At 30.6% G+C, this 4277-nt stretch carries 5 protein-coding genes; all 5 read left to right on the forward strand.

From position 1 onward, the window contains the following. Nucleotides 1-83 precede the first annotated feature (83 nt). Nucleotides 84-539, forward strand: coding sequence for a hypothetical protein (locus ACIQ56_RS15025; RefSeq protein WP_397601858.1), 456 nt, complete (start codon nucleotides 84-86; stop codon nucleotides 537-539). Between the two features lie 234 nt (nucleotides 540-773). Next, the gene (locus ACIQ56_RS15030) at nucleotides 774-1310 is read left to right on the forward strand and encodes a hypothetical protein (RefSeq protein WP_397601859.1); all 537 of its coding nucleotides are present in this window, start codon (nucleotides 774-776) and stop codon (nucleotides 1308-1310) included. A 274-nt stretch (nucleotides 1311-1584) separates the two neighbouring features. Beyond that, complete coding sequence (gene rph, locus ACIQ56_RS15035) at nucleotides 1585-2301, forward strand: ribonuclease PH (protein ID WP_397601860.1); 717 nt, start codon at nucleotides 1585-1587, stop codon at nucleotides 2299-2301. A gap of 8 nt (nucleotides 2302-2309) precedes the next feature. Beyond that, on the forward strand, nucleotides 2310-3671 hold the full coding sequence (locus ACIQ56_RS15040) for an ATP-dependent 6-phosphofructokinase (RefSeq protein WP_397601861.1): 1362 nt from the start codon (nucleotides 2310-2312) through the stop codon (nucleotides 3669-3671). Nucleotides 3672-3721: 50 nt separating this feature from the next. After that, nucleotides 3722-4277, forward strand: a 556-nt coding sequence (locus ACIQ56_RS15045) for a hypothetical protein (protein ID WP_397601862.1), incomplete at its 3' end; no start/stop codon positions are given.

The following is a 4277-nucleotide window of genomic DNA, read 5'->3' on the forward strand; positions in this document are numbered from 1 at the left end:
CCCTTGCTTGAATTCGCTTGTATACCTTCTTTTGGTTAACACCATTTCAACACCTCTTTCCTATAAGTTTTTTTCGGATCTGGGTGTCTACTTTCTTAGGGGAGGATCATTTTTTATATTCAACTTCTTCCATTCATTATAAGTTCATAATATTAAATTTTGATTATGCTAATGTAAATAAAATAGAATCTGTGGAAATTATTTTTAACAACCCATATTCGGGAAATAATATAAGAAAAGAAGAAAAATATAAAGATACTGGATATTTTACAAGAACTGGGTTAGGAGTGCATTTGCAAATTTTTAAATTTACAGAAAATTTGGAATTAGAAACGAGTCTTCTATCAAATTTTGTTTATTTAAAAGGGGAATATCAAAAATCAAATAAATATGGGGTTGGAATTCAATCATTCATAGGACCAGTCTATAAAATAGATTATGGATTTTTATTTGATTTAAAATTAGGAATAGGATATATATTTGGTAAATTAAACGGATTTCAAATAGATTCAAAAATTAGTTTTGGATATTCATTTTAATTGTTTTATTTATAGAAATAAAATATCCATTTTTAGAATTTATTTTCATATGAAATAAATAGGGAGGATGGTAATTGATAAGTGCGCTCGTTTCAGGTGCAAAAGGCTGAAAAGCATATGGAGTTTGATTCTCCTTTTTCGTACCAAAAATATTTATATTATAAATTAAAATGAGCCTCTAATAATAATTAATTATTTAAAATAAAATATTATAAAAATAAATAAGGATATGCCATGATAAAAGTAATTCCATTTTTTGTATTTACATTGTTATTTTTTGTAGGTTGTGGAAAGTCTTCAAATGATAATATAAGCCAGAATAAAAATTCCAATACGACTAAAGAAGAAATTGTTATAGATTCTGAGTTTTCAATTTATCTTCAAAAATTAAAAGAAAAATTATTAAGACTGAATATCAATTCTTCGCAAATTGAAAAAATAAATAATGTAAGTATCATTTTACAAAAGAATGATTCATCAAGTGAATTAAATAATTCTTCAAGGGACTCTTCAAAAGATGTTTTGGGTGTATGCAAAAAAAATTCTTTAAATAATGAAATAATTTCAAGAAAAATTTTTATTGATAGAATTAAATGGGATTTATTAGATGAAGAAAAAAGATTAAATTTAATTGCTCATGAATTAGGCCATTGTGCTTGGAATTTAAAGCATTTAAATACAAATAATCAAGTTATGAGTCCTCATGTAACGGAATTAAATGAATATGAATGGAACTATTTTGCACAACAAATAAAAGAATCAAATTCTTAGACATAAAATAAATTTATTAGTTTTGATATTTTCCCAATTTAAAAAAGTCAATTCAAATGAGTCGTATGATATAATGAAAGAAATCAAAAATTTTTTAAAGTTTTTTTTTATATATACAAAAGGATTTTAAACTCTCCCCCCTCCCTTGATAAAATAATTTAAAAATTTTTATCACTTATTCTTTCCCTCTTTGCATAAATTTTTTAAGGTATAACTTTTAAAGGGCTTTTCATCAAAGATCGAGCTCTGATTCTTATTATAATAGAGGTAAATTATGTCATTACGTTCACATGGTCGTACAGCTTCTCAGCCAAGAGCAATTAAAATTACGCCTAAATATTTAAAAAATCCAATGGGTTCTGTCTTAATTGAATATGGTGAAACGAAGGTGTTGTGTTCTGCAAGTGTTGAAGATTCCGTACCAAATTGGATGCGTGGAACAAGAGGGCAAGGTTGGGTTACTGCGGAATATTCTTTATTGCCTGCATCTACTCAAGACCGTTCCCGCCGTGAACGCCAACATCTTTCTGGACGTACTCAAGAAATTCAAAGATTAATTGGTCGTTCTTTACGCTCTATTGTTGATATGAAATTGCTTGGTGAAAGAACAATTATTATTGATTGTGACGTTATTCAAGCCGATGGAGGAACAAGAACGGCATCTATTACTGGTGGTTATGTTGCGCTAAAGCTTGCAATTGAGGCTTTGATAAAACAAAATAAAATCAGAAATAATCCATTGAGAGACTCAGTTGCTGCTATTTCTCTAGGGCTTTTTGAAGATCAAATTTTTGTGGATCTTGATTATCAAGAAGATCAAAAAGCAGATGTAGATCTCAATGTTGTTATGACAGCGAGTGGACAACTTCTTGAAATCCAAGGAACAGCAGAAAAACGTCCATATACTCGCGAACAACTTAACAAGATGTTAGATCTGGCTTCCGATGCTTTAAAAGAAGTATTTGATGAACAGAATGCTGCATTTGCTTGAGGTTAAAAATGAATTATACCATTGAAATTAAACCAGAAACGTTTATGGTTGAAAGTTTATCACAATCTTTTGGCCAAGCGCATATTCCTTCTCCTTTAAGAGTCTCTTTTCAGACAGAGAATTTTATTGAAGATGGGAAGGATAGAATTTTGGTTGATATTTCTTTGGAAGGATTGCTAAAAGCCTCTCGTCCAGATAACGGTAAAATTCTTTTTCAACCCTCAACTTTTGAATTGGCTGGTCCAAGAGAAAAAATATTTTGGAACCCGGATAATTTAAAAGTAGCTATTGTTACATGTGGTGGTCTTGCGCCAGGTTTAAACAATGTTGTTCAAAATTTAGTTACCTTTCTTTCTGATCGTTACAGAGTAAAAAATATTTATGGCGTTCCTTTTGGATACCAAGGATTTACACATGATCCTTTAACAAAACGTTTTGCATTTGGCTGGAGACGCTTAGACTCTCTTTCTGTTCAAAATATTGATTTTGAAGGGGGGAGTGTTTTAGGTACCGGGAGAGGACACTCAAATCCTATCTCTATTGTTGATGCTCTTATGCTTAGAGACATAAATATACTTTTTACAATTGGTGGTGATGGCACTTTAGCGGGTGCAAATGCAATTCACGAAGAAATTAAAAGAAGAAAAGTTCCTATTGCTTTAATAGGTATTCCAAAAACAATTGATAATGATGTTCTGTGGGTAAGCAAAACCTTTGGTTTTGAGTCCGCTGTAGGAAAAGCGGTTGAAGCTTTGCGTTGTGCCCAAACAGAGGCTCGGTCTGCTTTTCATGGCATAGGCTTGGTTAAAATAATGGGTCGTAATTGTGGTGCTTTAACAGCTACGGCGGCAGTTGCAATGAATGATATTGATTTTGTCCTTGTTCCAGAAGTTCCTATATGTCTTGACGGTCAAAACGGATTATTGAATGCAATTGTGCGCAAAGTAATTGATAAGGGTTATATTACAATTGCTGTAGCTGAAGGTGCGGGGCAAGAACTCTTTCCTCCTTCAGAAATTGAAAAAGATGCAAGTGGCAATGTTAAGTTAAAAGATATTGGAAAATTTCTTCAAAAAGTAATTACCGATGAATTTAAATCAAGAAACATTGAAACAACATTAAAATATATTGATCCTAGTTATATGTTACGTTCACAAACTACTTCTGCTGATGACTCTGTTTTTTGTGCTAAACTTGGTCAAAATGCTGCTATGGCAGGAAAAACAGGATGTATGATAGGATATGCACATGAACGCTTTACCCATGTTCCTTTAGCTGCAGCTGCTCTCGGTAAAAAACATTTAAATGTGAATGAGCCTTTATGGCTTTCCGTATTAGCAGCAACAGGTCAGCCTTTTCAATGGAAATAATTAAAAATTGTTAGGTTAAGCGTTAAAGTTTAGGGAGCTTATTTTATTAAATGGCTGTCAATTCTAAAGCGCTTAAAAGTTATTTTGTTCGCATTCTAGTTTTTTCTTTATTTATTCCTTTTATAATATCTGTGACATTACTTTGGACATTTGTTTCAAATACGAATGAAAAAATAAAAATAGCAAATAATCAATTAAAAAGAACATATGATTTAGAAATAACAGATTCATTTCATAAGTTTCAATCTATTTTAAATATTTTTGCACAATCTGAGGAATTAAAATTTTATTTTAATTCTACAATTGACTCAGAAAAAAGAAATAAAGATAATTTAATTAAAGTAATTCAGCTTGTTTTAAAAGATTTTAAATTTCAAGGAACAAAATGGTTTGTAATTAATTCACGTGGTCTTGTTATTATTCATTATCCACAAGACTTAATAAAAATGAACTTATCTAAAGAATTTGATAAAAATATAGGAGTCACTTTAGATAATATAAATGACGGTTCTGTTGCAAAAAAAGATCATATGAGAGTAAAGTATCTTCCTTGGATTGTAATTGGGGGAAGTAGAGATGGATTTCAAGTGGAAACATACAGAGCGA

Source organism: Silvanigrella sp. (assembly GCF_044369315.1).
Classification (GTDB): domain Bacteria; phylum Bdellovibrionota_B; class Oligoflexia; order Silvanigrellales; family Silvanigrellaceae; genus Silvanigrella.